The following is a 25,957-nucleotide window of genomic DNA, read 5'->3' as shown; positions in this document are numbered from 1 at the left end:
GATCTCCGGCGGCTGCGACGCCGACGACGGAAGGGAATCCGTGGACGAACCGACGGTGGTGACGGCGCACGAGGACGGCGTCACGACGATCACGATCAACCGGCCCCACCGCAAGAACGCGATCGACCAGGACACGTGGAAGACGCTGGCCGACGCGTTGCGGGCGGCCGACGCCGACGACGGCACGCGGGTGGTCGTGCTGACCGGCGCGGGCGGTGACTTCTGCGCGGGAGCCGACCTGTCGGTGGACTCGACGATCGCGCACCCGCTGCGGCGGATGCACCACGTGAACCGCACGGCCGTCACCCTGCACGAACTGGAGACGCCGACGATCGCGAAGGTCGACGGGGTGGCCGTGGGCGCGGGCTGGAACCTGGCGCTCGGCTGCGATCTGGTCGCCGCGTCCGACCGGGCGCGGTTCAGCCAGATCTTCGCCAAGCGCGGCCTGTCGCTCGACTTCGGCGGATCGTGGCTGCTGCCCAAACTCGTCGGACTCCAACAGGCGAAACGGATCGCGTTGCTGGCCGACTTCGTCGGACCGGAGGAGGCCGCGGACCTGGGGCTGGTGACGTGGGTCAAACCCGCGGCCGAACTCGACGCGTTCGTCACCGAGACCGCCAAGAAACTGGCCGCCGGACCGCCCGTGGCACTGGCGCAGACGAAGGCGTTGCTCAACGAGGGCGCCGACGCGACGTTGCGCGAGGCACTCGAGAACGAGGCGCGCGCCCAGACGGTGAACTTCGGCACGACGGACGCGCGGGCCGCGTTCGAGGCGTTCCGCGCCAAGACCGAGCCGACGTTCACCGGCGAGTGGAAAGGCCCGTGACATGACGAGCACCGACCGGACCGGCTCGACCGACACGGCCGACGACAGAGACGGCGGAGCCGCCGGAGCCCAGAGGGTCAGCTGCACGATCCGCGACGGAGTGGCCGACGTGCGCCTTGAGCGGCCCGACAAACGCAACGCCCTCGACCCCGCCATGTTCACGGCGCTCGCGCGGACGGGCGAGCGGCTGCACGCCGATCCGTCGGTGCGCGCGGTCGTGCTGTCCGGCGCGGGCAGGTCGTTCTGCGCCGGGCTCGACGTCGCCGCGTTCGGCGAGATGGCCACGGGCGAGCACGACCTTCCCGGCACCGACGAGCGCGCGGACGGCCTGCACGGCCCGGCGACGGCGCTCGGGCAGCGCGCGGCCCACGTCTGGACCAGACTCCCGGTGCCGGTGATCGCCGCGCTGCACGGGCACGCCTACGGCGGCGGCCTGCAGATCGCGCTCGGTGCCGACGTCCGGCTCGCGGCACCGGACACGCGCCTGTCGGTCATGGAGATCGACTGGGGGCTGGTGCCGGACATGACGGGTACGCAGGTGCTGCCCGAGCTCGTCGGCAGGGACGTGGCCAAGGAACTGACCTTCACCGGGCGCATCGTCGAGGCCGAGGAGGCGGGCAGGCTCGGACTCGTGACGCGGGTCGTCGACGAGCCGGTCGCGGAGGCACTGCGGCTCGCGGCCGACGTCGCGAGCAGGAATCCGGACGCGATCCGCGAGGCCAAACGACTGCTCGACCTGGCGGGCCGGGTCGGACTCGAGGAGGGATTCGCCGCCGAGCAGACCGCCATCCGCCGGCTGATCGGCAGCCCCAACCAGGCCGAGGCCGTCCGCGCGAAACTCGACGGTCGCGCGCCGACGTTCACCGACCCGTCCTGAGACCGCGGATGGACGGCGACGACCTGCGCGGTGCCCTCGAACGGCGCCTCGGCGCGCTGTGGGGGAGCACCGTCACGGTGGAGGGGCCGGCCCGGCTGTCGGCGGGTGCGAGCCGCGAGACGTGGGCGTTCTCGGCGCGGCGCGACGACGGCGAGCCGGTGCGGTTGGTACTGCGCCGCGACCCGCCCGGCCAACGCGAACCCGACGTCATGGCGCGGGAGGCCGCCGTGCTGCCCGAGGCGCGCGCTCACGGCGTCCCCGTGCCCGAACTCGTCGACCACGCGACCGCCGAGTTCGGCGAGCTCGGTGCGCCGTACCTGATCACGCGGCACGTCGACGGGGAGACGATCCCGCGGCGGCTGCTGCGCGAGGAGGTCTACGCCGGCGCGCGGACGCAGCTGGCGGCCGAGCTCGGCAGGGTGCTCGCGCGGATCCACCGCATCGACCCGCAGCGGGTGCCCGGCCTCGCCGCGCCCGACCCGATCGACTGGCTCGTCGAGCACTACGACGCCCTCGGCCAGCCCCTGCCCACCGTGGAGATCGCGCTGCGGTGGCTGCGCAGGCACCGTCCCGCCGCGTCCGGGGACACGCTCGTGCACGGCGACTTCCGCAACGGCAACCTCATCGTCTCGCCGGAGGGGCTCGCGGCCGTGCTCGACTGGGAGCTCGTGCACCGCGGTGACCCGATGGAGGACCTCGGCTGGTTGTGCGTGAAGGCGTGGCGGTTCGGGGCCGCGGACCCGGTCGGTGGTTTCGGCACCCGCGGCGAGCTGCTCGACGGCTACGCCGAGGTGGCGGGCGCGCGGCCCGATGTGGACGTCCTGCACTGGTGGGAGGTGTACGGCACCGCCAAGTGGGCGGTCGTGTGCGGTATGCAGGCCCGCAGGCACCTGACCGGGCGCACCCGCTCGGTCGAACTGGCCACCGTCGGCAGGCGGGTGTGCGAACAGGAACACGACCTGTTGCTCGCACTCGGTCTGGAGCCGGGCCGAGCCGAACCTACCGCAGCGGACACCTCGGCGACGCAGCCGCGCGAGGCACAGGAACTGCACGGCAGACCCACGGCGGGCGAACTGCTCGAGGCCGTGCGGGAGTACCTGCGTACGGAGGTCGGCGACTACCACGCGCGGGTCGCGGCGAACGCACTCGGCATGGTGCGACGCGAACTCGCACTGGGTGGCGGGCAACAGCACGCGCACCGGCGGCGGCTGGCCGAACTCGGACTGTCCGACGACGCCGCGTTCGCCGCGGCACTGCGCAGTGGCGAGCTCGACCCCGACGACCCGGCCGTGCTGGACGTCGTCCGGCGCGACGTGGCCGACCGGCTCGCCGTGGCCAACCCGCGCTACCGCGAGCAGCCATGACACGGTCCGCGGCGAGTGCTCGGGCGCGTGCTCGGGCGAGTGATCGCGACGTTTGATCCACCGCGGCGCGGGTAGAACTCGGGACGGACACGGCAAGGAGGTGCGGTCATGCCCGGACGTCAGGAACTTCCCGACACGGTGCGCCGCTCGCCGGAGAAGGCGCAGCGCACGTGGATCAAGGCGCACGATTCGGCTGTCGAGGAGTACGGCGAGGGACGGCGAGCCCATCAGACGGCGTTCGCCGCCCTCAAACACAGCTACGAGAAGGTCGGCGACCGCTGGAAGCCCAAGAGCGGTAAGGGGCCGTCCGACACGCAGGCCGCCAAGGGCGGCGCGGGACGGAAGAAGCAGTACCGGACCGCCGGCGGCGTCGACGCGAACGCCAGCAAGCAGCATCTGTACGAACGCGCCAAGGAACTCGGCGTCAAGGGGCGTTCGACGATGACGAAGAGCGAACTCGTGGACGCGCTGAAGAAGGAGAGCGGACGCCGCACCCGGTCCCGCTCCCGGTGAGCCGCTCGAGGTGAGGCGCACGGGGCGCACGGGGCGGGCGCCCGGAGAGTCGCGGTGGGTCAGGACTTCTTGGCCCGGCTGGGGGCCACGCGCGGCGGTTCGCCCGGCTGTTTGGGATAGACCGGCGGCCACGGCGCGTCCATCAGCCCGGACTCGAGGTCGCGGCGGGACATCTCCAGCAGCGGTTCCAGGGTCTGCGGCCGGTCGCCGATGCCCGCCCACGGATCGCCGCGTTCGGCCACCCGTTGCGGAACGGTCGCGATCGTGAGCGCGGCCGGATCGACGTCGTCCAGCTCGTCCCACGCCACGGGCACCGACACCCGCGCGTCGGCGACCGGGCGCACACACCACGCACCGAACACGGTCTTGTGGGGTGCGTTCTGGTTGAAGTCGACGAACACGCGCGTGCCGCGTTCCTCCTTCCACCACTGCGCGGTGATGAGGTCCGGGTGGCGCCGCTCGAGTTCGCGCGCCAGCGCCACGGCGGCGGCGCGCACGGCGTAGCTGTCCCACTGCGGCTGCAGGCGCACGTACAGGTGCAGACCACGCGAACCGGTCGTCTTGATCAGCGGGGCGATGCCGAGGTCGTCGAGGAGTTCCTTCGCCAGCCACGCGGCCTCGCGCACCTGCGCGAACGTGACGCCGGGGGACGGGTCGAGGTCGATCCGCAGCTCGTCGGCGACCTCGGGTGTGTCGGCGAGATAGGGCCACACGTGGAACCCGAGGCAGCCGAGGTTCACCGCCCACAACACGTGCGCCAGGTCGGCAGCCACCAGTGCGTCGCTGGTGGTGCCGTTCGGGGTCGACACGACCGTCGTGGTCAGCCAGTCGGGCACCGAGGCGGGAACGCGTTTCTGGAACCACGACTTCCCGCCCGCGCCGTTGGGGTAGCGCTCCATCAGCAACGGCCTGCCGCCCAGTGTGGCCAGCAACGGCTCCGCCACGGCCTGGTAGTAGCGGACCAGGTCGAGCTTCGTCTCGCCGCGGGCGGGGAAGAAGACCTTGTCCGGACTCGAGATCGGCACCTGCGTGCCGCCGGCCTCGACCGTGACGGTGTCGCCGGACCTGCCCTTCGCGCTCACGATCCGGCCGCCCTCTCCGCGGTGGACACCTCGTCGAACAGGGCGGCCAACTCGGCGGGCGGCACCTGTTCGAGCTGGCCGTAGGTGCACGACTCGGCGGTCCGGTCCGGCCGGAAACGCACGAGCCTGCCGCCGTGGCGGAACCGGCCCGCCTGCAGGTGTTCGTAGCGCACCTCGGCCACCAGTTCGGGCCGCAACGGCTCCCACGAGAGGTCCTTGCCGGCACTCCAGCGGCTCTCCCCGCCCGGCATCCGGCCGCCGTGCGCGGCGTGCGCGTCCGGATCGGCCCACGCCTGCCACGGGTGCCCGTCGAGCGCGTCGGCCCGCAGCGGGGCGAGTTCGTCGACGAGTTCGCGGCGGCGTTGCGCGGTGAAGCTGCTGGCGACGCCGACGTGGTGGAGCGTGCCCGCGTCGTCGTAGAGACCGAGCAGCAGCGAGCCGACGCCCTCGCCGTCCTTGTGCCAGCGGAACCCGGCCACGACGCAGTCGGCGGTGCGTTCGTGCTTGACCTTGCGCATGATGCGCTTGTCCTGCCGATACGGGTCGTCGGCGCGTTTGACCATCACGCCGTCGAACCCGGCGCCCTCGAACCGGGTGAACCAGTCCTGCGCCACGTCGGCGTCGTCGGTCAGCGGCGTGAGGTGCACTCGGTCGAGCGCCGTGTCGAGGATGTCCTCCAACCGGGCGCGGCGCTGCGAGAACGGCTGTTCGGTCAGGTCCTCGTCGCCGAGCGCCAGCAGGTCGAAGGCGACGAAGCCCGCCGGCGTCTGGGCGGCGAGGGTGCGCACTCGTGATGCGGCCGGGTGGAGGCGCTGTTGCAGGGCGTCGAAGTCGAGCCCTCCTGGACCGACGATGACGATCTCGCCGTCCACGACGCAGCGGCGCGGGAGTGCCTCGGTGAGCAGGTCGACGAGTTCGGGGAAGTAGCGCGTCAACGGCCGGTCGTTGCGGGAGCCCAGTTCGATGTCGTCGCCGTCGCGGAACACGATGCACCGGAACCCGTCCCACTTCGGCTCGTAGCGCAGCCCGTCCTCGCGGGGAAGCTCGCGCACGAGGGTGGCGAGCATCGGCCGGACCGGCGGCATCACGGGGAGTTCCACGGACCGATCGTAGAACCACCCGGAGCCGCCGGCAGGGTTTCGCCGAGGTTCAGTTCTCGGGCGCGCCGATGGCGCGCAGATGTTCGATGGTCGCCTGCTTGCCCCGCTCGATGTGTTCGAGCATGGCGGCCGCGGCGGCGTCGGCGTCTCCTGTCGCGACCGCGTCGGTCACCGCCTGGTGGTCGTCCACCGAACGGTGCCGGCGGTGGATGAACCAGATGGCCTGGTACGGCACGCCGGTCCAGAGCCGATCGATGAACTCGTCGAGGAAGGACGAGTGCGCCGCCTCGTACACGGTGCGGTGCCACAGGGCGTTGAGATCCACCACCACGCCGTGCTCGCCGTCGTCGGCGTAGGCGGCGGCGCGGAACTCCTCGTGCAGCCCGCGGATCTCCTCGAGTTCCCGCTCGGTGGCGCGTTCGGCCGCGAGACGCGTGGCGAGCGGTTCGAGCGTCTCGCGCAGCAGGTAGATCTCCTCCGCACGCGGAATCGAGTAGCGGGTGACGACGTGGCCGTGGTGCGGCCGGTACTCGACGAGCCCGTGCGCCTGCAGCATCCGAAGTGCCTCGCGAATGGGCGTGAGGCTCATCTGCAGCTCGTCCGAGAGACTCTGCAGGGTGAGCTTGGCACCGCCCGGCAGCGTGCCACGCTCGATCTGCTGCCGGATCGCGTCGAAGGCCTCCTCGGCCTTGGTCGCTTTCGCACCCGTTCCGCGGTCCCTCTTGCCCGGCATCGCACCCCTCTCAGCGTTCACGTCATGCGGACACTACCGAGACGGGGGTGAGCGGGTCCTGCCCGGACAGCACGGCGACGACGTTGGACACGGCCAGTTCGGCCATCCGGGTGCGGGTCTCCACGGTGGCCGAACCGAGATGCGGTGCGAGAACCACGTTGTCGAGGGCGCGCAGCCGTGCCGGGACCGCGGGCTCGTGTTCGTAGACGTCCAGTGCGGCGCCCGCGAGCCGGCCCGCCTCGAGCGCGTCGGCGAGTGCGGTCTCGTCGACGATCGGGCCACGGGCGGTGTTGACGAGGTAGGCACTGGGTTTCATGGTGCGCAGCGCTGCGGCGTCCACGAGGTGCCGGGTCGCCTGGGTGAGGGGGCAGTGCAGCGACACCACGTCGGAGGTGGCCAGCAGTTCCTCCAGGTCGGTCGACTCCTGACCGCCGCGATGGGAGTGGTGGACGACGTCCATACCGAACGCTCGCGCTCGGGTGGCGACGGCTCTGCCGATGTGGCCGTAGCCGACGATCCCGAGTCGTTTCCCCTGCAGGCCCGAGCCGAGCATGAACGAGATGTCCCACGACCACGGTGTGCCCGTACGCACCAGCCGGTCGCCTTCGGCGACCCGTCGCGTGACGGCGAGCAGCAACGCCATCGTGAGGTCGGCCGTGGCATCGACCAGTACACCCGGTGTGTTGGTCGCGACGATGCCGCGTCCGGCGAAGGCATCGAGGTCGAGGTTGTCGTAGCCGACGGCGGTGTTCGCGACCACCCGAAGCTGCGGCCCCGCGGCGGCCAGCACGCCGTCGTCGATGCGGTCGAAGAGCATGCTGATCACCGCGGTCGCGCCGCGCACCGCGTCCCTCAGCTCGTCCTCGGTGAGGGGGCGATCGTGCGGGGACGTGCGCACGTTGCCGACCGTCTGCAAGGGCGTGAGGGCCGCAGGCGGCAGCGCGCGTGTGACGACGATCGTCGGTGAGCTCACGAGATCCTTCCCTGTTCGTCATGGGGGCCGCGGCCGTCGAGTCCGGCGTTCTCGGCCAGCAACGCGCGGGCGCGGTGGGCGACCGGGTAGTCGACGAACGTCCCGTCGTCGAGGCGGATGGAGGACACGCCCTCGTCCTCCGCCTCGCGGAACGCAGTGTCGACCCGGCGGGCCCAGGCCAGCTCCTCGGAGCTCGGCGCGAACGCCGCCGCCACGGCCGGGAGCTGCCGTGGATGCAGGACCTGTTTGCCGCCGAAACCGAGCTGCCGGGCACGTGCGGCGGACACGGCGAGTCCGTCGGCGTCGTCGAGGTCCAGGTGCGGCCCGTCGATCGGCCGGGCCCGTCCGGCAGCGGCGGCGGCGAGCACGACCTGTGACCGCGCGTGCACGAGTTCGTCGCCGCCTGCCGTGGGGGTGATCCCGAGTTCACGGGAGAGGTCGGCCGGTCCGAACGCGAGCGTGTGCACCCGCGGGTCGGCCTCTGCGATGGCACGCGCGTCGGTGACGCCCGCCGCGGTCTCCACCAACGGCACCAGGCCCGTCGCGCCCCGGTCGAGGCCGGCGCGGCCCTCGGCGTGGTCGAGCAGCGCGGAGGCGGCGCGGACGGTGTCGACGTCCGCGCACATCGGCACGATGACCAGTGCGATGCGCCCGAGCACGTCGCTCAGGGCGTCGACGTCGGCGTCGGCGAGCCCGCTGTCGACGGCGTTGATGCGCACCGCCACCGCAGGCCCGTGTGCGGGCAGTTGTGCGAGAGCGGCTGCCGCGTCGCGGCGTGCCTGTTCCTTGCGGGTCGCCGCGACGGCGTCCTCGAGATCGACCGCGACGGCGTCGGCGCCCGCCGCCGCAGCCTTCGGGATACGGTCCGGGCGGTCTCCGGGTACGAACAGCAGCGTGCGGAGTCGCGGTGTCCTCGTGTGATCGCGCACCGGCTCAGTCCTCGTACCAGTTCGGAAGCTCGTCCTGCATGTCGACCCATACGGACTTGACGCGGGTGTAGTGCTCCATCACCTGCAGGCCACCCTCCCTGCCGTAACCGGACTGCTTGTAGCCACCGAAGGGCACGAGGTGGTTGATGGTCCGCGTCGTGTTGATCCAGATCAGGCCCGCCTCGATGCCGGCCGCCACGCGGTGCGCCTTCGTGATGTCGCGGGTCCACACCGATCCCGCGAGGCCGTAGTCGGTGTCGTTGGCCTTGGCCAGCGCGTCGGCCTCGTCGGTGAAACTCGCGACACCGGTGACGGGTCCGAAGATCTCCTCGCGCATCATCGTCATCGTGTTGTCGACCCCGTCGAGGATCGTCGGGGTGAAGTAGTAGCCCTCGCCGAGCGCCGGGTCGGCGGCAGGAGTGCCGCCGCACACGAGCGTCGCGCCTTCGCGGGTTCCGCTGTCGACGTAGCCCGCGATCGTGTCCCGGTGCTGCGCGGAGATCTGGGCGCCCATCTGGGTCTTGTCGTCGAGGGGATCTCCGACACGGATGCGGCGGGCGAGTGCGGCGAAACGTTCGAGGAACTCGTCATGGATCTCCTGCTGCACGAGGATGCGGGAGGCCGCCTGACAGGTCTGGCCCGCGGCGGAGAAGATGCCGTACGCGGTGCGGTGCACGGCCGTGTCGAGATCGGCATCGCCGAAGATCAGTGTCGGGGACTTGCCGCCGAGCTCGAACGTGACGAGCTTGAGATCGCCTGCCGCGGTCGCCGCGATCTGCCTGCCGACCTCGGTCGAGCCGGTGAACGCGATCTTGTCGACGTCCGGGTGCGCCACGAGCGCCGCACCCGCAGACTCGCCCAGTCCCGTGACGACGTTGAACACGCCGTCGGGAAGGCCGACGTCGGCGATCAGATGCGTGAACACCAACGACGACACCGACGTCTCCTCGGCGGGTTTGAGCACAATCGTGTTGCCACCGGCGAGCGCGGGGCAGACCTTCCACGCGAGCATGAGCAGCGGCGAGTTCCACGGCACGATCGCGCCGACCACCCCGACCGGTTCCCGGCGGGTGTAGGAGAACGCCGATGCCGCCTGCGGGTGCGTTTCACCGAGGACGGTCTGGCACACGCCCGCGAAGTACTCGAAGTAGCGCACGATGGCGTCGATCTCACCACGGACCTCGCGCAGCGGCTTGCCGTTGTCCCGTGACTCGAGGACGGCGAGTTCCTCCCGGTGGGCGTCGACGGCACCGGCGATGCGGATCAGCAGTCGCGCCCGGTCCGCGGCACTGACCCGGGCCCACTCGCCCGTGAGTGCCGTCCTGGCCGCGGACACCGCCCTGTCGACGTCCACTGTGGATGATGCGGGCAGTGTGGCCCACACGCGCCCGTTGCGGGGCTCGTAGGAGTCGAACCGGCTGCCGTCGGCGGCATCGGTCCACCTGCCGCCGACGAACATCGGAAGCGTGTACGGCCTGCCTCCGGTCGTGGCGAGGCTCGCGAGAAGATCGGTGCCGAGCTCGGCACGGTCCTGCACGGTCATGGGTCGTGTTCCTCCAGAAGGGATGGTCAGTTCGTGGCGCCGGGCAACAGGACGGGTTTGATCTCCCGGAAGTCCTGCATGCGCCCGATCACGTCGTTGACCTGGTCGAGCGAGTAGCGGCCACTGATGAGCCGGTCGAACGGGAGCCGGTCGGCGTAGTGCTCCAGCAGGGACAGCGCCGTGTGGTAGTGCGACAGGTCGCCGGAGAACGACCCGATGACGGTCAGGTTCTTCTTGGTGATGGCGCCCGGCGGAACCGCGGTCGTACCGCCGCCGAGTTGGCCGACCACGACGTACCGGGCCCCGAGGCCCGCCATGTCGAGCCCTTCGGCAAACGCCGCGGGATGGCCGGAGAACTCGGCGACGAGGTCGGCACCGAGCCCACCGGTTGCCTCGTGGACCAGGGAAAGGCGGTCCGAGGGATCGGGAACGTCGTCGAGCGAGACCACCTCGTCGGCGCCGAACTCGGCGGCCAATTCCAGGCGGGTTTCCGGTGCGCCGACCGTGACGACGCGGCCGGCGCCCGCCTGCGAGAACAAACCGGTGGCGAGGATGCCGAGCGGGCCCGCGCCCTGCACCACGACCGTGTGTTCCGGCCCGACCCGGCCCGCCTGCTCGACGGCGTTGACGACCGAACGCAGGGCACAGCTGGCCATGCTGGCGAGCTCGTCCGGTACCGAGTCCGGCACGCGCACCCGGCCTGCACCGGGAAGAACGTAGGAGTGCTGGGCGAACCCGCCCATGAGATACGGCCAGTCCTCGAGCGACACATGGCCGTACGCAGTGCGGTTGACGCACATGGCCGGTCGTTTCGCCGCGCACATGCGGCAGCGACCGCAGAACGCGTGCGTCCAGATGACCCGGTCGCCGACGCGCAGGGACTGGCCGACCGAGTCGACGTCGGCACCGTCGCCCATCGCGACGATCCTGCCGACCATCTCGTGGCCGAGGATCAGGGGCAACCGGATGTCGAGGGCGAGCGAACCCTCCCAACAGTGCACGTCCGTGCCGCACAGGGAACACGCGACGACTTCGACGAGCAGACCACCGGCCTCGACCTTCGGGGGCACGGGTACGTCCTCGACACTGATCGGCTCGCCGAACGCGCGGACGACGGCCGCGCGGGTGTGTTCTCCGATGGTGGTCATGCGTTGATCTCCTCGTCGGTCACGGGTTCGGTCGTGCTTCGCGTGCGTACCTGGCCCCACAGGCCGATCACGACCACGGTCACCAGGCACAGCGCGACGATGTAGACGGCGACGGGCCACGGATCCCCACCGGTCTGCAGCATCAGCGCCGAGGCAATGAGCGGTGTGAACCCGCCGACGACCGCGGCGCCGAGTTGGTAGCCGAGCGACGCGCCGCTGTAGCGGACGCGCGCGTCGAACAGTTCGGAGAAATACAGCGTCTGCGCGCCGTACATGGAGGCGTGGCCGATCGCGAGTCCGGCGATCAGCGCGAACCAGAGTGCGGTCGTCGATCCGGTTCCGGCGAGCCAGAAGAACGGGAACGCGAACACCCCCATGAACGCCGCACCGAAGGCGTAGACCCGCCTGCGCCCGATGCGGTCGGCGAGCGTGCCGAACAGGCCGACGGCGACGATCGCGACGAGGCTCGCGACGAGCACCCCGTTGAGTGCGACGTTCTCGCCGGCACCGGAACTCTCGCCGGCGAGCGTCAAGGCGAACACGGTGATGAGGTAGAAGGTTCCGGTCTCGGCGGCCTTCGCCCCGAAGGTGACACCGATGCCCCTTCCGCTCGTGCGCAGGGCCTCGACGATCGGAACCTTGACCGGCTCGGCACTCTTCACCGCCGCGAACTCGGGCGATTCGGTGATCGAGCGACGCAGGTACAGGCCGACCACGACGAGGACGAATCCGAGGAGGAAGGGGACCCGCCAGCCCCACTGGGTGAACTGTTCGTCCGGCAGCAACATGAATCCGCCGAGCACCAGGTTGGACACCACGATGCCCGCGTAGACCCCCATCTGCGGCCATGTGCCGTAGAACGCGCGGCGTCCCTGGGGCGCATGTTCGACGGTCATGATCGCCGCGCCGCCCCACTCGCCGCCGTGCGCAAGTCCTTGCAGAACACGGAGAACCACGAGCAACAGCGGTGCCGTGGTGCCGATGGACTCGTAGGTCGGCAGCAGTCCGATGCCTGCGGTCGAGACGCCCATGAGCGCGAGGGTCGCGATGAGCACGGCCTTGCGGCCGACCCGGTCGCCGAAGTGCCCGGCGATGACCCCGCCGAGTGGTCGTGCGACGAAACCGACGCCGAAGGTCGCCAGCGCGAGCAGCGTGCCGACGGCCGGATCGCCGGCGTGGAAGAACAGTCTGCCGAAGATCGTCGCCGACAGCGCTCCGTAGAGATAGAAGTCGTAGTACTCCAGCATCGTGCCGATGCTGCTGGCCAGCGCGACGCGGCGAACGAGTCGACGGTCCGGCTCGGCCTGCGCGGATGCAGGCGCCGATGCTGACGAGTCCGGTTCGGTGGGGGGATCGGGGTGGGTGGGCATGGTCTCGGCGGTCCTCTCGGCGTTGAGACGAACGGGACTACTCAGCCGGCGCGGAGGGTGCCGGCGTCCGGGGGATCGGTGGCGTCGTCGGGATCGGGGGAGGGGTGTGCGGCTGCAGCGGGAGGCGTTCCGACGACGCCGTCCGCGACGAGGCGTCGCAGCTCGGCGGCGGAGTGACCGAGCCGGTCGAGGAACACCTCGTCGTTGTGCTCGCCGATCCGTGCGCCGGTGCCTCGGATGCGTCCGGGAGTGCGGGTCAGGTTCGCGATGAGGCCCTGCATGCGGATCGGCCCGAGACGCGGATGGTCGACGGTCGTGATGCTGCCGCGCTCGGTGAAGTGGGGGTCGGCGGCGATGTCGGCGCTCGAGTAGACGGGCCCCACGGTGGCGCCGACGTTCTCGAACACGGCCAGGACCTCGCCGTTGTCCCGCGCGGCCACCCACGCCGCGATGGCGTCGTCGATCATGTCCCGGTGGGCGAACCGCCCTGCGACGTCGTCGAACCAGGGCGCCGAGGCGATGTCGCCGCGGTCGATGGCCTGCATGATGCGCTTGGCGGTCGCGGTCGTCGCGCCGGAGAGGGCGACCCACCGACCGTCGCGGGTCCGGTAACAGCCGCGCGGCACGTTGAAGTCGGTGCGGCTGCCCTGGCGGGTCGGCACGAGGCCGAGCTGATCGTAGGCGGTGGTCTGGGCCCCCAGGATCCAGAACAACGGTTCGTAGATCGACAGGTCCACCACCTGGCCCTCGCCGGACGCATCGGCGTGGCGCAGGGCCATCATCGTGGCGAACGCTCCCGCCAGTGCCGCTACACCGTCGGCCAGTGGCCACTGCGGCAACACGGGAGGGCCGTCCTCGGTGCCGTTGGTGTCGGCGAAGCCGGACATGGCCTCGGCGAGCGTCCCGAAGCCGGGGCGGGAGCGGTAGGGACCGGTCTGGCCGAATCCCGACACCCGGACGACGACCAGTCGCGGGTTGATCCGGAGCAGCTCGTCGGGCCCGAGTCCCCAGCGCTCGAGGGTGCCCGGACGGAAGTTCTCGACGAACACGTCGGTCTCGGCGAGAAGCTCGCGCAGCAGTTCGGCACCGCGCGGATCGGACAAGGCGAGACTGACGGACTTCTTGTTCCGCCCCACGAGGGCCCACCACAGCGACTCCCCGTCGCGTTGCCACGCCCACGTCCGGAGACCGTCACCGCGGGGGTGCTCGACCTTCAGCACGTCGGCACCGAAGTCGCCGAGGAGGGTGGCGATCATCGGCCCCGCGTAGATCGTGGCGGCGTCGACGACCCGAACGCCGGTCAGGGGCTGCTCAGCGCCAGTCGTGTCAAACATTTGATAAAATGTAGCCGAGGCTGGTGCGCGGCGCAATGTGCTTCAGACACCTCTGGTCCGTGCCATCTCGACACGGACCTGACGGCACGGACCAGAGATGTCAGCGGCCCCGCAGGCCGCGACCGGCCGAGGCGCCGAGGTTCAGTTCTCGGGCGCGCCGATGGCGCGACCGTCAGCTCGCCCAGGCGAGCAGCGAGCCGCGGTTGTCCTCCCGCAGCTGTGCCAGGCCGCGCTCCTCGAGCGAGCGGACGCGCTTGCGCGTGAGGCCCAACCTGCGCGCGATGTCGGGAACCGTGTGCGGATCCCCGTCGGTGAGTCCGTAGCGCAGCGCCAGCACGGTCGCCTCCTGCGCGGACAGCGTCTCCAGCGCGGCGTTGAGCTCGCCCACCATCGCCGAGTGCTCCAGCGCCTCGCCGACCCCGGGCACGGAGCCGGCCGTGACGAGATCACCCAGCGTCAGTTCGCCGTCGTCGTCCACGGGCACGTCGAGACTCGCGGTGGTCTGGCCCGCCTGGCGCAGTGCCAGCACCCGCTCCACCGGCATGTCCGCGGCGTCGGCCAGTTCCTCGATCGACAGCGAGTGCTTGCCCTGTGCCTCGAGCGTGCGCTGCAACCGGTCGAGCTTGTTGATCTGCTCGGCGGTGTGCATCGGCAGGCGGATCGTGCCGCTGAAGAACGCGTTCCCGCGCTGGATGGCCTGCCGGATCCACCACATCGCGTAGGTCGAGAACTTGAACCCCTTGGTGTAGTCGAACTTCTCGACGGCGTGGATCAGGCCGAGGTTGCCCTCCTGCACGGCGTCGAGCAGCGACAGGTTGGTGTTGCGGTTCTTCCGCGCGGCCGTGACGACGAGGCGCAGGTTGGCGCGCACCATGTGGTCCTTCGCCGTCTCGCCCTCGCGGACGATCGTCTCCAGGTCCCGGCGGTCGGCGGGCAACTCGGTGGGCAGCTCCACCGGGCTCGCGGGGCCCTGCCCGCCCGCACGCGTGGCGTCGGCATGGCGGAGCAACTCGGCGGCGTAGACGCCTGCCTCGATACGCTTGGCGAGGTCGATCTCCTGGTCGGCGGTCAGGAGCGGGGTCTTACCGATCTCGTCGAGGTAGACACGGACCAGGTCGGCGTCTGCCCCGTCGGTGCCCGTCGCGCGCGTGCGCCGGGTCGGGGTCTTCGTGGCTTCTGCCAATCGTTGTCACCTCTTTCCCTTCTGACAACGCTTGTCAGCCCGGTGCCATTCCTCCGCGGAACGTGGCGCGGTACACGCTGGGGGAGACGCCGAGCACAGCGCGGAAGTGCTGGCGGAGGGAGGCTCCGGTGCCGAATCCCACGTCGCCTGCGATGACGTCGACGGGCCGGTCGGTCTCCTCGAGGAGCCCACGGGCTCGCTCGACCCGCTGCCGGGTGAGCCACTGTGCCGGGGAACAGCCCACCTCCTCGCGGAACCGGCGGGTGAACGTGCGCACGCTCATCGACTCACGGCTCGCCAGCTCGTGCAACGACAGCGGCCGGTCCAGATGTTCCAGCGCCCACTGCCGTGCCCGGCCGGTCGACGCGACGCCAGGACGCGGGATCGGCTGGGGGATGTACTGCGCCTGGCCGCCCTCGCGATGGGGCGGCACGACGGTGCGGCGCGCGACGTCGGCGGCCACCGCCGCGCCGTGGTCGCGGCGGATCAGATGCAGACACAGGTCGATGCCCGCCGCCTCACCCGCCGACGTCAGCACGTCGCCCTCGTCGGTGTAGAGCACGTCGGCGTCCAGTTCGACGTGGGGGAACAGGGCTCGGAAGTGCTCGGCGGACTGCCAGTGCGTGGTGGCGCGCCGCCCGTCGAGCAGACCGGCCGCGGCCAGCACGAACGCTCCGGTGCACACCGACGCCACCCGCACGCCCTGCCGCAGGCTCCGCAACGCCGAGGCCAGCTCCGGTGCCAGTGGTCCGCCGGTCTCTGGCTGCCGCGGTGCGTGCGTGGCCGGGACGACGACGGTGCCCGCGTCGTGCAGGGCCTCGAGGCCGTGGGCGACGCGGATCGGGAAGTCGGCGCCGGTGGACACCACCCCCGGCTCGGCCGCGCAGGTCACGACGTCGTACAGCCGCCGGCCGGGATCGTCGAGCGTGCGCGCGGTGCCGAACAGCTGGTGCACGAGACCGAGTTCGAGGGGCATGACTCCGGGGCGCACGAGAACCGCGACCCGGTGAGGAGCAGACGCGCGCATGGCCCGATTCTTTCACATATCGTCTCTTCGGCCACTGGACTGGAAAACTGGACTGGTCGACCGTCGGTGGCATGACAGCCTTGACCTCGTTGACATCCGGGCCGGACCCCGAGTCGCACAGCACCGCCCACGCGGACGGCGGCACACCAGGGGCCGCGCACACCATCCTGTGGGTGCAGGCCCATCCGGAGCCGAGATCGCTCGGCGCGGCACTCGCCGACGACGGCAGGCGGGCCCTGCGCGAGGCGGGCCACACCGTCCTCGAGTCCGACCTGTACGCCATGCGCTGGAACCCGGTGGTCGACGCGGCCGACTTCGGTCACGACCCGGCGCGGCGGCTGCACGTCGGAGCCGCCTCCCGGCGGGCGTACGACCACGGCACCTTGAGCCCGGACATCACGGCCGAGCAGGACAAACTGCGCCGCGCCGACGCGATCGTGCTCCAGTTCCCGCTGTGGTGGCTGGGGCCTCCGGCCATCCTGAAGGGCTGGCTGGACCGAGTGCTGGTCAACGGTTTCGGCTTCGGCGTCACCGATCCCGGCACCGGTCGCGTCCGCCGTTACGGCGACGGCCTGCTGGCCGGGAAACGGGGCCTGATCGTCACCACCATCGGAGCGCGCGAGACCTCCTTCGGCCCGCGCGGCATCCACGGACGGCTCGAGGACGTGCTGTTCCCGTTGAACCACGGGGTGTTCTGGTACACCGGCGTGGAGCCGTTACCTCCGCTGGCCGTGTACGGAGCCGATCGCGCGGACGAGGCGGACATGCGGTGCGCGCGGCGTCGGCTGCGGCGCCGACTGGCCGGTCTGGCGTGCGACCGGCCGTTGCCGTACCGCAGCGAGCACGGCGGCGACTATGACGCCGAGCTCGTGTTGCGGCCGGAACTACGGCCCGGGCGTGCGGGCCTCGACGTGCACTACCGCGGCTCGGACTGTTGAGAAGCGCCCGCGTCTGCCGGTCGGGGCCGCCGGGAACTCAGCGGCCGGCGGCGGGAGTGTGCGCGCCGTGGGCTCCGGCGCTCAGTCCAGCGCGGTCCAATCGGTCGGCATTGGCTCGTCCGACCTGCCAGACGATCACCATGCCGGTCACGACGTGCCTGGCGAACGTCGGCTCCACCTCGAACGGCAGGCCCGGGTGCCGGACCGTGCGACCGATCCCTGCCAGCACCAGGACCACTCCCAGCAGAAACAGGGTCAGGGTCACCATCGCGTCTCGTCTCCTTCGGTCTCGTGTTCCGACAGTCCTGTCATCGACTAGACTCCTCCGAACACTGGACTGGAGTAAGTGCCAATGGAACGAGAATTGGACCGTTTTCCCCGGGTCGGCGATCTAATCGCCGTGCTGGGGAACTGGACCCTCGGGGACGGGCCGCTCTACCGCAAGCTCGCCGACGCGATGGCGCGGGCCATCGAGGACGGGGCGCTCCGCGCGGGACAGCGGCTGCCCTCCGAACGGGAGCTGGCCAAGGCCCTCGCCGTCAGCCGGTCGACCGTCGTGGCCGCCTACGACGAGCTGCACACCCGCGACCTGCTGGAACGGCGACAGGGCAGCGGCACCCGCATCAGCCGCACGGCGCGGGCGGCACGCTCCGACGGCCGGGTCAGCGGGGGCAGGGGTACCGCCACGTTCCAGCGGCTCATCGACGGTCCCGGGCCCGTGATCTCCCTGGCGTGCGCCGCCGACGCCGGAGTACCGGAGGTGGCCGAGGCCCTCGACGAGGTGGCCCGCTACGACCTGCCCGATCTGCTGGCCGATCCGGGTTACCAGGCTCGCGGTCTGCCGGCACTGCGCGCCGAGGTCGCGGAGTACTACACCGACCAGGGTCTGCCGACCTCGGCCGACGAGGTGCTGATCACCACCGGCGCGCACCAGGCGCTCGTACTCCTGTCGGAGGTGTACCTGCGCGGCGCGTCGACCGTGGCCGTGGAGGCGCCGAGCTGGCAGCCGTGTCTGGATGTGTTCCGCGCGGCCGGTGCCGACCTGGTCTCGGTGCCGCTCGACGACGAGGGGATCGACGAGCGCCGACTCGCCGCCGTGCTGGCCGAACAGCGTCCCTCGTTGCTGTACGTGATGCCGACGTTCCACAACCCCGCAGGCGTGCTGATGTCCGGCGCCCGGCGGCGCAGGGTCGCCGAGCTGGCCGCTCGCCACGATGTCGCCGTCGTCGAGGACAACGCCTACGCCGGGTGCGTGCTCGCCGGGGACGGGGCCGCGGAGATCCCGCCGCCGCTGTCGGCCCACCTGCCCACCGGTACCGAGTCGGTCGTGGTGGAGTCGCTCAAGTCGGTGTGGGGCGGTCTGCGGATCGGATGGATCCGCGGCCCGCGCGGCATCATCGAACGCTGCGCCCGCCGCAAGGCGCTCGCCGACCTGGGCGGGCCGTTGATCGAACAGGCTCTCGCCGCGCGGTTGTTCCCGCGGCTGCCGGAGATCGTCAAGAAGGGTGCCGTGGAGCGCGCGCAGCGGTGTGAACAGGCCGAGCGGCTGCTCACCGAACACCTGCCGGGATGGCGATGGCGCACCCCCGACGGTGGTTCGTCGCTGTGGGTCTCCCTGCCCGACGGCGACGCGGACGTGTTCGCCCAGATCGCGCTACGGCACGGCGTCGAGGTGATCCCGGGGTCCACGATGGACCCGACCGGCGCGCACGACAACTATCTGCGGCTGCCGTTCATGCAGGAACCCGAGGTGCTCGAGGAACTCGTCCGCAGGCTGGCCGAGGCCTGGGGCGATCTGAGCCGGCACGGCCCCGGTGAGGACGAGGTGCGCGCCCGTACGATCGTCTGACCACGTCCCCGCCTCGCCCGCGATCGGGTTCGCGGAGCCCGTCGGTTCGCGGAACCCGCCGTGGGCATGCGACGTTGCAACATCGGGGCCGCTGGGCATTCTCGATGGTCGGTCCCGTGCGTGCGTATGTGGTGAGGAGTCCCTCTGTTGTCGAAGTTCGCCCGTCCGGTGGTCACAGCGCTCGCGGCGGGTGCCGCGCTCGCCGCCGCCGCGGACGTGCTGCCCTCGTTGGGCGGCCGCCCTGCCCGGTATCCGTCCTCGCCGCAGTTCCGCGACGGCCGCTTCCGCAACGCGACGGCGCTGAACTGGGTGCCGCCGGGCAGCGTGAGCGAGGCGGCGAAGGACATGCTCAGCGGGCGCAGGCGCCGACGGCCGAACGGGCCGGTGCCGAGCTGCCCACCACCGAGCAGGCCGGAACCCCGAGCGGCGCAGGCCGACGGCCTGCGCGTCACCTGGTTCGGGCACGCCTCGACGCTCGTCGAACTCGACGGTGCGCGACTGCTCGTCGATCCGATGTGGAGCGACCGCGCCTCCCCGTCGCGCGTCGTGGGACCGCGCCGGTTGTTCGCCCTGCCCCACGGTCTCGGCGACCTGCCCCAGGTGGACGCGATCATCCTCTCGCACGACCACTACGACCACCTCGACCGCGACACCGTGCGGGAACTGGCCCGCAGGCAGAACGCTCCGTTCCTGGTGCCCCTCGGCGTGAGCGCCCACCTGCGGCGGTGGGGAGTGCCCGCGGAGCGGATCATCGAGCTCGACTGGCACGACGCGACGCACATCGCGGGCCTGCGGATCGTCGCCACGCCGGGACGGCACTTCTCGGGGCGTGCGTTCGTGCGCAACAACACGCTGTGGGCGTCCTGGGTGCTCACCGGAGCGTCGCACCGCCTGTTCTACAGCGGCGACACCGGCTACTTCGACGGGTTCGCCAGGATCGGCACCGAGTACGGCCCGTTCGACGCGACGCTGATGCAGCTCGGCGCCTATGCGCCCAGCTGGCCGGACGTGCACATGACTCCGGAGGACGCGGTCGCCGCACACCTCGACGTCGGTGGCGGCACGCTGGTCCCGGTGCACTGGGGCACCTTCGACCTCGGCCCGCACGGCTGGTCCGATCCGGTGGACCGGGCTCGGAAGGAGGCCGCCGCGCGCGGTGTCCACCTCGTGGTGCCGAAGCCGGGGGAGCGGGTCGACCTCGCCGACCCGCCCGAGCTCGACCCGTGGTGGGAACCCCTGGCCTGACCCGTGTTGCGCCCCCAGGAACGCGTGTTGCGTTCCCGGGGGCTCGTGTTGCGGTTTCAGGAACGCGTGTTGCGGATCCGGGGGCTCGTGGTGCGTGCTCGCGTGGCCGTGTTGCGGGTTCGGCGCCGTGCCGCCGCGGTCGGCTCACGCGGGGCCGCGCAGATCCCACCGGTTTCCCGCGAGGTCGCGCCACACCGCCACGCGGCCGTACGGTTCGGTCCGGGGTGCGGTGAGGAACTCGACGCCCGCCTCGCGCATGCGGCGGTACGTCCGGTCGAACTCCTCGGCGTCGGCGGTGTCGAGGAACAGCCCCACGCGACCCGCGAACTGCTCACCCACGCCCGCGCGTTGGTGCGCGCCGTCGGCGCGGGCGAGCAGGATCCCGGTCGTGGCCTGGGGAGGGCGCACCACGACCCACCGTTTCGGTCTGCCGTCGTTCGTGGCCGCGGGCGCGTCCTCGACGAGCTCGAAACCCACCGCGCGGACGAAGAAGTCGATCGCCTCGTCGTAGTCGTCGACGAGCACCGACACGAGTCCGAGCCTCATGCGCGCAGGCTGCCGAGTCCGGCCCGGGGCGGCAACCCTCGCGGCCACCCGGGTGCTGCTACCGTGCGGCTCGTCACAGTCGGTACGGACGGCGGGACTGGGGGAGACGTCGTGAACGACTCCGAGAGCGCGGGTGCGCGCGGCGAGGCGGGGACGCTGCGGCTGAGGCCGCCGACGCATCGGGTGCATCGCACGGCCCTCGCGTGGTGGCGGACGCAGTTCCTCGTCGCGGGCGTGGTGGCCGTTGTCCCCCTGGTCGTCCTGGCGTTGCTGTTGCCGGCTCCGGTGTTCTGGTGGTTGGTCGGCCCGGCCGCGGTCCTGGCCGCCGTCAGCGTCGTCGGTGCGGTCGCGATGCCGCTGTGGTGGTACCGCGTGCACCGCTGGGAGGTCACCGGCGACGCCGTCTACACCCGCACCGGCGCACTCTGGCAGGAATGGCGCGTCGCCCCGATGTCACGCATCCAGACGGTCGACAGCGAACGCGGTCCCCTCGAACAGCTCTTCGGGCTGGCCACCGTCACGGTCACGACGGCCTCGGCCAAGGGAGCCGTGAAGATCCCCGGTCTGGACCACCGGCTGGCCGCCGACCTGGTGCGCGACCTCACCGCGACCACGCAGGCGACGCCGGGGGACGCGACATGAGCACCGGTCCCTCCGACGCGCCCGTGCCCGAGCCGCAGGACGCCGGCCCGCAGGACGCCGGCCCGCAGGACGCCGACGCGGCGGACTGGCGGCGGCTCGACCGCCGCACGGTGACCGCCAGCGTTCTCACGGTCGCCGGGGTGTGCGTGGCCGCCGCGGTGCCGACGGCCGTCGGGATCGGGTCGGTCTTCTGGCTGGGCGCCGTGATCGTGCCCGCGGTGCTCGTCGCCCTCGCCGGCACGGTGGTCGTCGAGCGGCTGCGGCTGCGCAAGACGCGGTATCGGGTGCTGGCCGACCGTGTCGAACTCGCGAAGGGCATCGTCGTGCGCACGCGGCGGTCGGTGTCGCGGGACCGCATCCGCACGGTCGATCTCACCGCGGGACCGGTGGCGCGCTACCTCGGCGTCGTGACGGCCAAGATCGACACCGGTGAGCAGAGTGCGAGCAACGCGAGTTCGCTGATGCTCTACGCCGTGGCGCGCGACGAGGGTGAGCGGCTGCGCGCCGAACTCCTCGACCGGGCACGCACCGACGGGGCGCCGCGCAGCGAGGGCCGCGTGGCGACCTTCGACCGGCGGTGGGTGCGCTACGCGCCGCTGTCGATCGTCACCCCGATCGTGGGCGCGGGCGCGTACGGCGCGGTGTTGCAGGTCTCGGAGTGGTTCGGCCTCCAGACCGGGGTGATCGCGTGGACCATCGACGTGCTCGGCGGACTCGGGCTCATCGGCGGCATCGCCGTGCTCGTCGTGGTCGGTGTCGTGATCGGCCTGATCGGCTCGCTCGCGGTGTTCGTCGAGATGTGGTGGAACTACCGTCTCGACCGGGAGGCGGGCGGCACGCTCCGAGTCCGCCGTGGACTGTTCACCGCCCGGTCGATCTCCCTGGAGGAAGAGCGTCTGCGCGGGATCGAACTCGTCGAGCCGCTCGGGATCCGCACCGCGGGCGGCGCGCGCGTCGACGCCGTGGCGACCGGCCTGCGCAGCCAGGGTGACCAGGATCAGGCCGACCGCAAGACGCTGCTCCCGGCGGCGCCGCGCGAGGAGGCCGACCGCGTGGCCGCGGCCGTGCTCCACGAACCGGTCTCTCCGACGTCGGCCACGTTGACCGCGCATCCGCGGGCCGCCCGTGGCAGGCGGATCCGGTGGGCGCTGGCGACCGTCGCCGTGCCGGTGGTGACCCTCGCGGTGCTCGGCTGGCTGTTGTCGCTGGCGGTGCTGGCACATCTGTCGTGGATCTGTGCGGTGATCGGAGTGCCGGTCGCCGTCGCGTGGGCCTTCGACGCCTACCGCAACCTGGGCCATGCCCTCAGCGGTGACTACCTCGTGGTGCGCAGCGGCAGCGTGCGGAGGGGCACGGTCGCGCTGCAGCGACGCGGCGTCATCGGCTACACGGCTCGGCAGTCGGTGTTCCAACGGCGCAAGGGCCTGATGACGCTCACCGCGACGACCGCGGCCGGCACGGGCGGCTACTCCGCCCACGACGTCGACGCCGCCGAGGGACTGGCGTTCGCCGAGGAGGCCGTGCCGGGACTGTTCGGCCCGTTGCTCGAACGTCGCTGATCCGCCGCGCGTGCGGCATACCGTCACGATCATGAGCCGAGCGACGCGGTCCGCATTCGGGGCCGAATTCGACGTTCCCCCTGCCTACTTCAACACGCCCAGCATCGGAATCCCGCCCGCCGTCGTGGCCGACGCGGTGGCCGGCGCCGTCGACCGGTGGCGGCGGGGCGCCGACGATCCGCCGGACTTCACCGCCGCCGTCGACGCCTCGCGCGCCTCCTTCGCCCGCATCGTGGGGGTGCCCGCCGAACGGATCGCCGTCGGAGCGACGGTCGCCGGGCTGCTCGCCCCGGTGGCCGCCGGACTCCCGGACGGTGCCCGTGTGCTGACCGCGAAGGGCGACTTCACCAGCGTCACCTTCCCGTTCGCCGCACAGGCGTATCGGGGAGTCACGGTCGAGGAGGTGCCGCTCGCGGCGTTGCCGTCGGCCGTCGAGGGACACGACCTGGTCGCCGTGAGCGTGGTGCAGTCCGCCGACGGCACGGTGGCCGACCTCGATGGGCTCGCGGAGGCGGCCGCGGACGCCGGTGTCCCGGTGGCGCTCGACGTCACCCAGGCGGCCGGGTGGCTGCCGCTCGCGCTCGACTGGGCGGACTGGGTGGTCGGTTCGGGGTACAAGTGGCTGCTCAGCCCGCGCGGCGCGGCGTGGCTGGCGGTACATCCGCGCGTGCTCGACGCAGGCCGTCCCGTCGGGGCCAACTGGTATGCGGGGCAGGATCCGTGGGACACGGTGTACGGCCTTCCGCTGCGCCTGGCCTCGGGAGCCCGCCGGTACGACGCCTCGCCCGCCTGGTTGCCGTTCGTCGGTGCGGCCGCAGCACTGGACTACGTCGCCGGGCTCGACATGCGTGCCGTGTACGAGCACTGCACCGGGCTCGCCGATCGGCTTCGCGGTGAACTCGGATTAGCGCCGGCCGGGAGCGCGATCGTGTCACTGGACACGACCTCACTGGACACGGCCTCACGGGACACGGACTCGCTGGACACGGCCTCACCGGGCGGCACGGGGGTGAGTCCGGAACGGTTGGCCGAGGCGGGCGTGCGCGCCAGCATGCGGGCGGGCGGACTGCGGCTCGGCTGCCACCTGTACACCACCTCGGAGGATGTGGATCGTGTGGTTGAGGCCCTCCGCTGACGTCTGATCGGCTACCGTCACGGCCCGTGTCAGGACAGCAGCCGTACTTCGCCGGAACGAGTGCGCCGCGCGCGGACGCCGCGTACCAGCGTCACGGAACGCAGCCGACGGGGCGGTACTCGCCCACCGCCCCCGTGCCCGGTGCCCACCCGCAGGCCACGAACCCCGTGGGCACGAATCCGAGAGGTGCGAACCCGCAGGCTCCCGGCACGAGGGTGGCCGGCGGCCCTGGTGCCCAACGACCGGCGCCCCAGGGCCCGGGGCCCGGCCGTTCGGCGCGGGCCCGCCTCGCGCTGCGGGTGGGGGCGCTGGTCGCGGTGGCGGTGGTGTCCGGGCTCGTGTGGTGGCTGATCCGGTACCAGCCGTCCACGGAGGGCGACGCCGCGGCCGCGGAGGACCCGTTGACGAGCGGGGAGTTCGCGTACACGGAGGTGGCGGGCCCGGAGATCTCGGCGAACTGCGCGGGCAACTCCTACGGCGACGTGGTCGGGTGGTTCCAGCAGCATCCGTGCGAGCGGGTGCACCGGTCGCTGTACGAGACCCGCGAGGGCGACGCGCGGGCACTCGTGTCCGTCGTGGTCGTCACCATGCCCGAACAGGACGGGGCCAAACAGCTCAAGGTCACGACCGACACCGACGGCACGGGCAACGTCAACGACCTCGTGCGCGACGGCACCGCGACGTTGCCGGGAGCGCCCAACGTCGCCCAGGGGGAGTACGCCTCGCGGGTCGTCGGCACGCGGTTGACGATCGTCGAGACGGCCTACTTCCCCGACTCCGCGGGCGCGCCGGACACCCTGCAGCGGATCGCCCACGACGCGCTGCGGCTGTCAGCCGCGGCCCGGTAACGCCAGCACGGCGGGCTCGTCGCCCGCGTCGAGTCGCCAGCCCGTGAGGCGGGTCGCCGACCCGATGAGGGCCTGCACGGCCACGTCCCGCAGGCGGGCGTCGTCGGTGCGTTCCAACACGCCGTGCCACGCGCCCGCCGCATCGGTCTCGGCCGTGACCACCAGCTGCACGGCCGAGCCGGCGTCGGAGACCTGCTGCTGTGTCGTGTAGGCCGGTTCGGACGGCCGGGGCGAGACGCCCGCGTCGGCCAGCAGCGTCCGGCAGGCCTCGCGGCGGTCGCGGTGGGCGTCGGCACCCGCGGTGAGCCCGGCCTCGTAGTCGGCCGACAGGAAGGCCGTCACCGTGTCGTAGACCCACTCGGCGGCGTACTCGGCCGCCAGCGCGTCCTGCAGGGCGTCGACCGCGTCCTCGTCGAGCGACCCCGCAGCCACCCGTTCGAGCGGTCCCGGCTGGCCCGCGCCGAGCGCGTCGCCGAGCTGCCTCGCCGCGGCACATCCGGCGGCGACCGCGCCCACCAGGCCCGCGCGATGCCGCGGCAGGCCCTTGACCAGCCGCACCGCCTCGCGCTGGGCCTGCTCGAGCCGCCGGCCCAGGGCGGCCAGATCGCCTGCGGCGGCCTCCGGGGCGTCCACCCGCGGCTCCTGCGACGGACGCGGACGGTTGAGGCGCCGCACCTCCTTGCCCAGGGTGTCGGCGTGCGCCTGCCGCACCGCCGCGACCTGCTGCGCCTCCGGCCCGCCGACCGCGTTGGCGGCCTCGACGTCGGCTCGCGCACGCGCGAGCAGCGGCAGCAACGGGTCCGGGGAGTCGTCGTAGTCGGTACAGCCGGCGAGGGTTCCGAGGCCGACCACCGTGGGAACGGCCAGCGCGGCCGCGCGCAGGAACGCGCGCCGGTTCGGTGGCACCGATCGTCGGAAGGTCACGGCTCGCCATCCTGCCAGGCGGCGGCTCGCCGAGGCCCCGCTGGTCGGCGCGCCCGCATCCGGGCACGATAAGCTGGACCACCACTCGTCGGGCGGCGGTCGGACGGCGTGCTGCGGGCCTGCGGCCTGTATACGACGCCGACGGCCGGTTCGACAAGTCCGGTTCCGTCACACACGGACGTGGATCGGCACCAAGGCACAAGCAAACACAGACAACCGAACACAGACAACGGAACAGCCATCACAACAGCAACAAGCGGGAGCATCAC

25 protein-coding genes are annotated in these 25,957 nt (G+C 71.9%); 11 read left to right on the top strand and 14 right to left on the bottom strand.

Translation table 11 applies throughout. The features are described from left to right. Positions 1–40: 40 nt before the first annotated feature. The 4 genes from IF64_RS0104200 to IF64_RS0104185 all read left to right on the top strand — a co-directional run bounded on the left by IF64_RS0104200 (position 41) and on the right by IF64_RS0104185 (position 3,580). Positions 41–826, top strand: coding sequence for an enoyl-CoA hydratase/isomerase family protein (locus IF64_RS0104200; RefSeq protein ID WP_030530658.1), 786 nt, complete (start codon positions 41–43; stop codon positions 824–826). A 1-nt stretch (position 827) separates the two neighbouring features. Beyond that, positions 828–1,703, top strand: a complete 876-nt coding sequence (locus tag IF64_RS0104195) for a crotonase/enoyl-CoA hydratase family protein (RefSeq protein WP_084705635.1) — start codon at positions 828–830, stop codon at positions 1,701–1,703. A gap of 8 nt (positions 1,704–1,711) precedes the next feature. Beyond that, positions 1,712–3,067, top strand: coding sequence for a phosphotransferase family protein (locus IF64_RS0104190; protein WP_030530656.1), 1,356 nt, complete (start codon positions 1,712–1,714; stop codon positions 3,065–3,067). Positions 3,068–3,175: 108 nt separating this feature from the next. Then, the gene (locus tag IF64_RS0104185) at positions 3,176–3,580 is read left to right on the top strand and encodes a ChaB family protein (protein ID WP_030530655.1); all 405 of its coding nucleotides are present in this window, start codon (positions 3,176–3,178) and stop codon (positions 3,578–3,580) included. A 59-nt stretch (positions 3,581–3,639) separates the two neighbouring features. On the opposite strand, the gene ligD is transcribed toward IF64_RS0104185, so the two are convergent. From ligD to IF64_RS0104130, 11 genes are all read right to left on the bottom strand, one after another. After that, a complete protein-coding gene (ligD, locus tag IF64_RS0104180) occupies positions 3,640–4,662 on the bottom strand; it encodes a non-homologous end-joining DNA ligase (protein WP_030530654.1) in 1,023 nt (340 codons plus the stop codon). Further along, a complete protein-coding gene (locus IF64_RS0104175) occupies positions 4,659–5,762 on the bottom strand; it encodes an ATP-dependent DNA ligase (protein ID WP_030530653.1) in 1,104 nt (367 codons plus the stop codon). The genes ligD and IF64_RS0104175 overlap by 4 nt, the downstream gene beginning before the upstream one ends. Before the next feature lie 49 nt (positions 5,763–5,811). Then, entirely contained in the window at positions 5,812–6,516 is a 705-nt protein-coding gene (locus IF64_RS0104170) for a GntR family transcriptional regulator (RefSeq protein WP_211252518.1), read from the bottom strand. Between the two features lies 1 nt (position 6,517). Next, positions 6,518–7,468, bottom strand: coding sequence for a 2-hydroxyacid dehydrogenase (locus tag IF64_RS0104165; protein ID WP_030530651.1), 951 nt, complete (start codon positions 7,466–7,468; stop codon positions 6,518–6,520). Beyond that, complete coding sequence (locus IF64_RS0104160) at positions 7,465–8,397, bottom strand: HpcH/HpaI aldolase/citrate lyase family protein (protein ID WP_036875700.1); 933 nt, start codon at positions 8,395–8,397, stop codon at positions 7,465–7,467. Before IF64_RS0104160 ends, IF64_RS0104165 begins: the two co-directional genes overlap by 4 nt. A 4-nt stretch (positions 8,398–8,401) precedes the next feature. Next, positions 8,402–9,940, bottom strand: a complete 1,539-nt coding sequence (locus IF64_RS0104155) for an aldehyde dehydrogenase (RefSeq protein ID WP_084705634.1) — start codon at positions 9,938–9,940, stop codon at positions 8,402–8,404. 26 nt (positions 9,941–9,966) lie between these two features. Beyond that, entirely contained in the window at positions 9,967–11,088 is a 1,122-nt protein-coding gene (locus IF64_RS0104150) for a zinc-binding dehydrogenase (RefSeq protein ID WP_030530648.1), read from the bottom strand. Further along, a complete protein-coding gene (locus IF64_RS0104145; RefSeq protein ID WP_051757460.1) occupies positions 11,085–12,458 on the bottom strand; it encodes an MFS transporter in 1,374 nt (457 codons plus the stop codon). The genes IF64_RS0104150 and IF64_RS0104145 overlap by 4 nt, the downstream gene beginning before the upstream one ends. Positions 12,459–12,499: 41 nt before the next feature. Further along, positions 12,500–13,792, bottom strand: a complete 1,293-nt coding sequence (locus tag IF64_RS0104140) for a CaiB/BaiF CoA transferase family protein (RefSeq protein WP_084705633.1) — start codon at positions 13,790–13,792, stop codon at positions 12,500–12,502. Positions 13,793–13,964: 172 nt separating this feature from the next. Continuing rightward, positions 13,965–14,975, bottom strand: coding sequence for a sigma-70 family RNA polymerase sigma factor (locus IF64_RS0104135; protein WP_030530645.1), 1,011 nt, complete (start codon positions 14,973–14,975; stop codon positions 13,965–13,967). 34 nt (positions 14,976–15,009) lie between these two features. Beyond that, entirely contained in the window at positions 15,010–15,951 is a 942-nt protein-coding gene (locus IF64_RS0104130; RefSeq protein ID WP_246134720.1) for a GlxA family transcriptional regulator, read from the bottom strand. Positions 15,952–16,073: 122 nt separating this feature from the next. On the opposite strand from IF64_RS0104130, the gene IF64_RS0104125 reads away from it, so the two are divergent. Beyond that, positions 16,074–16,940 carry an NAD(P)H-dependent oxidoreductase gene (locus tag IF64_RS0104125; RefSeq protein ID WP_084705632.1) on the top strand — a complete coding sequence of 289 codons (867 nt, stop codon included), beginning with the start codon at positions 16,074–16,076 and terminating at the stop codon, positions 16,938–16,940. Positions 16,941–16,977: 37 nt separating this feature from the next. On the opposite strand, the gene IF64_RS25165 is transcribed toward IF64_RS0104125, so the two are convergent. Further along, entirely contained in the window at positions 16,978–17,208 is a 231-nt protein-coding gene (locus IF64_RS25165) for a hypothetical protein (protein ID WP_036875698.1), read from the bottom strand. 84 nt (positions 17,209–17,292) lie between these two features. On the opposite strand from IF64_RS25165, the gene IF64_RS0104115 reads away from it, so the two are divergent. Together IF64_RS0104115 and IF64_RS0104110 are read left to right on the top strand one after the other, a co-directional pair. Then, the gene (locus tag IF64_RS0104115) at positions 17,293–18,789 is read left to right on the top strand and encodes an aminotransferase-like domain-containing protein (protein WP_030530642.1); all 1,497 of its coding nucleotides are present in this window, start codon (positions 17,293–17,295) and stop codon (positions 18,787–18,789) included. A 147-nt stretch (positions 18,790–18,936) separates the two neighbouring features. Further along, a complete protein-coding gene (locus tag IF64_RS0104110) occupies positions 18,937–20,034 on the top strand; it encodes an MBL fold metallo-hydrolase (RefSeq protein WP_051757459.1) in 1,098 nt (365 codons plus the stop codon). Between the two features lie 144 nt (positions 20,035–20,178). On the opposite strand, the gene IF64_RS0104105 is transcribed toward IF64_RS0104110, so the two are convergent. Next, complete coding sequence (locus IF64_RS0104105; protein WP_030530640.1) at positions 20,179–20,580, bottom strand: VOC family protein; 402 nt, start codon at positions 20,578–20,580, stop codon at positions 20,179–20,181. Positions 20,581–20,691: 111 nt separating this feature from the next. Between IF64_RS0104105 and IF64_RS0104100 the strand changes: the two genes are divergently transcribed. From IF64_RS0104100 to IF64_RS0104085, 4 genes are read left to right on the top strand one after another with little or no spacing between them, the layout of a single operon-like run. Continuing rightward, positions 20,692–21,222: a PH domain-containing protein gene (locus IF64_RS0104100; RefSeq protein ID WP_036875696.1), complete on the top strand. Its 531-nt coding sequence runs from the start codon at positions 20,692–20,694 to the stop codon at positions 21,220–21,222. After that, on the top strand, positions 21,219–22,781 hold the full coding sequence (locus IF64_RS0104095; RefSeq protein ID WP_084705630.1) for a PH domain-containing protein: 1,563 nt from the start codon (positions 21,219–21,221) through the stop codon (positions 22,779–22,781). The genes IF64_RS0104100 and IF64_RS0104095 overlap by 4 nt, the downstream gene beginning before the upstream one ends. Positions 22,782–22,812: 31 nt before the next feature. Beyond that, positions 22,813–23,916, top strand: coding sequence for an aminotransferase class V-fold PLP-dependent enzyme (locus IF64_RS0104090; RefSeq protein WP_030530637.1), 1,104 nt, complete (start codon positions 22,813–22,815; stop codon positions 23,914–23,916). A gap of 26 nt (positions 23,917–23,942) precedes the next feature. Then, positions 23,943–24,764 carry a hypothetical protein gene (locus IF64_RS0104085; protein ID WP_248700049.1) on the top strand — a complete coding sequence of 274 codons (822 nt, stop codon included), beginning with the start codon at positions 23,943–23,945 and terminating at the stop codon, positions 24,762–24,764. Here the strand turns inward: IF64_RS0104085 and IF64_RS0104080 are convergent. After that, positions 24,747–25,688: a ferritin-like domain-containing protein gene (locus IF64_RS0104080; RefSeq protein WP_030530635.1), complete on the bottom strand. Its 942-nt coding sequence runs from the start codon at positions 25,686–25,688 to the stop codon at positions 24,747–24,749. The genes IF64_RS0104085 and IF64_RS0104080 overlap by 18 nt on opposite strands. Positions 25,689–25,957: the final 269 nt, after the last annotated feature.

The sequence above is a fragment of the Prauserella rugosa genome (genome assembly GCF_000719975.1).
Taxonomy (GTDB): Bacteria; Actinomycetota; Actinomycetes; order Mycobacteriales; family Pseudonocardiaceae; genus Prauserella; species Prauserella rugosa.
This window is presented reverse-complemented; position numbering and strand designations above follow the sequence as displayed.